Origin of the sequence: Asaia sp. W19 (assembly GCF_003994335.1) — a bacterium.
Classification (GTDB): Bacteria; Pseudomonadota; Alphaproteobacteria; order Acetobacterales; family Acetobacteraceae; genus Asaia.
On record NZ_PNQZ01000136.1, the window covers coordinates 1 to 2,322 of the forward strand.

Below are 2,322 nucleotides of genomic sequence, written 5' to 3' on the forward strand. Positions count from 1 at the left end.
CTCCGGCAAGTCGTCTCTCGCTTTCGATACAATCTACGCCGAGGGGCAAAGGCGCTATGTCGAGAGCCTTTCAGCCTATGCGCGTCAGTTTCTGGAATTGATGGGTAAGCCCGATGTGGACTCCATCGAAGGGCTGTCACCTGCCATCTCGATCGAGCAGAAGACCACGTCGAAGAACCCGCGTTCGACCGTAGGGACGATTACCGAGATCCATGACTATATGCGCTTGCTCTGGGCGCGGGCGGGCGTTCCCTACTCGCCGGCTACCGGCCTGCCCATCGAGGCGCAGACGGTGAGTCAGATGGTCGATCGTGTAATGACAATGGAAGAAGGGACGCGGCTGATGCTGCTGGCCCCCGTCATCCGTGATCGCAAGGGGGAGTACCGCAAGGAGCTGGCGGAGCTCCAGCGCAAGGGCTTCACAAGGGTGAAGGTCGATGGCGAAACGTATGAAATTGCTGAGGCACCCCATCTGAACCGCAAGCTACGCCATACGGTGGAAGTTGTGGTCGATCGTGTCGTGGTCAAGCCGGGTATCGAGACCCGGCTGGCCGACAGCTTCGAAACCGCGCTGGGCCTGGCCGATGGCGTGGCCTATGCGGAGCAGGTGCGCCGTGCGGGAGAGGATGGCGAGAGCGAGCACATCGTCTTCTCGGCGAAGTTCGCCTGCCCGGTGAGCGGTTTCACGCTGGAGGAAATCGAGCCGCGTCTTTTTTCGTTCAATGCGCCGATGGGGGCCTGCCCGGTCTGCGACGGCATTGGCACCGAGACGCATTTTGACGCCCGTTTGATCGTGCCCGATGAAAGTCTCTCCCTCGCCGAGGGCGCTCTTGCGCCGTGGCGGGACGCCAAGACCCCTTGGTACGACCAGACGCTCGAGGCGATGGCGAAGCATTTCAGGGAAAAGATGACGACGCCCTGGAAAAAGCTGGGCGAGGCCTTTCGAAAGGCGCTGCTGGAGGGGAGCGAGGACTCGATCCTGTTCACCTACAAGGATGGCAAGCGCGCTTACGAGCTGACAAAGCCGTTCGAAGGGGTCATGCGCAACCTTCAGCGCCGTCTGGCCGAGACGGACAGCATGTGGGTGCGTGAGGAAATGTCGCGCTACCAGTCTGACGTACCCTGTCATGCCTGTCATGGCGCGCGTCTCAAGCCTGAGGCGCTCTGCGTACGCATCAACCATCTCAATATCGCCCAGGCCTCAGACCTGACGATCAGGCGCGCGCTCGACTGGTTTGGGGGGGTAGAAGCCTCTCTGACACCGCAGCGCGCTGAGATTGCCCGGCGCATTCTGCGCGAGATTCTCGATCGCCTACGCTTTCTGGATGATGTGGGGCTCGATTATCTGACCTTGTCGCGCGGCTCTGCAACACTTTCAGGCGGGGAGAGCCAGCGCATTCGCCTGGCGAGTCAGATCGGATCCGGGCTGACGGGTGTGCTTTATGTACTCGACGAGCCTTCGATCGGGCTTCATCAACGCGATAACGAGCGACTACTCGGAACGCTCGACCGGCTCAAGAAGCTGGGAAATACGGTGATCGTGGTCGAGCATGACGAGGACGCCATCCGAGCGGCGGACTGGCTGATCGATATGGGCCCCGGGGCAGGCGCGCTGGGCGGCACGGTGGTTGCGAGCGGTCGCCCGGAAGAGGTGGCGAAGAACGAGAACAGCATTACGGGAGATTATCTTTCCGGCAGGCGCATGATCCCGGTGCCCGCAAAGCGACGACCCTATGACGCGGAGCGCATGCTCACTCTGGTGGGCGCAACGGGTAATAATCTGCATGACGTGACCGCGCGTTTCCCGCTGGGCTGCTTCGTCGCGGTAACCGGTGTATCAGGAGGGGGTAAGTCGACCCTTGTCGTGGATACGCTCTACAAGGCCCTGTCTCGCGAGCTGATGGGCGCAAACCAATCTCCTTTGCCGTATCGGGCATTGGAGGGGCTGGAGCATCTCGACAAGATCATTGACATCGATCAGTCCCCGATCGGGCGGACACCGCGTTCAAACCCGGCGACTTATACGGATTTGTTCACCCCGATACGCGACTGGTTTGCAGAGCTCCCCGAGGCCAAGGCGCGCGGCTACAAGCCGGGGCGCTTCTCGTTCAATGTCAAGGGCGGGCGATGCGAGGCCTGTCAGGGCGATGGCGTTCTCAAGATCGAGATGCATTTTCTGCCCGACGTGTTTGTGACCTGCGATACCTGCAAGGGGCAGCGCTACAATCGCGAGACGCTGGACGTGAAGTTCCGCGGCAAGTCGATTGCCGATGTGCTGGCCATGACGGTTGACGAGGCGCTTCCGTTTTTTCACGCGGTCCG

Annotated in this window: 1 protein-coding gene; it reads left to right on the forward strand. The window is 61.2% G+C overall.

What is annotated here, in order from left to right:
• A partial coding sequence (gene uvrA, locus C0V97_RS17345; RefSeq protein ID WP_127103712.1) for an excinuclease ABC subunit UvrA occupies positions 1-2,322 on the forward strand: 2,322 nt, incomplete at both ends.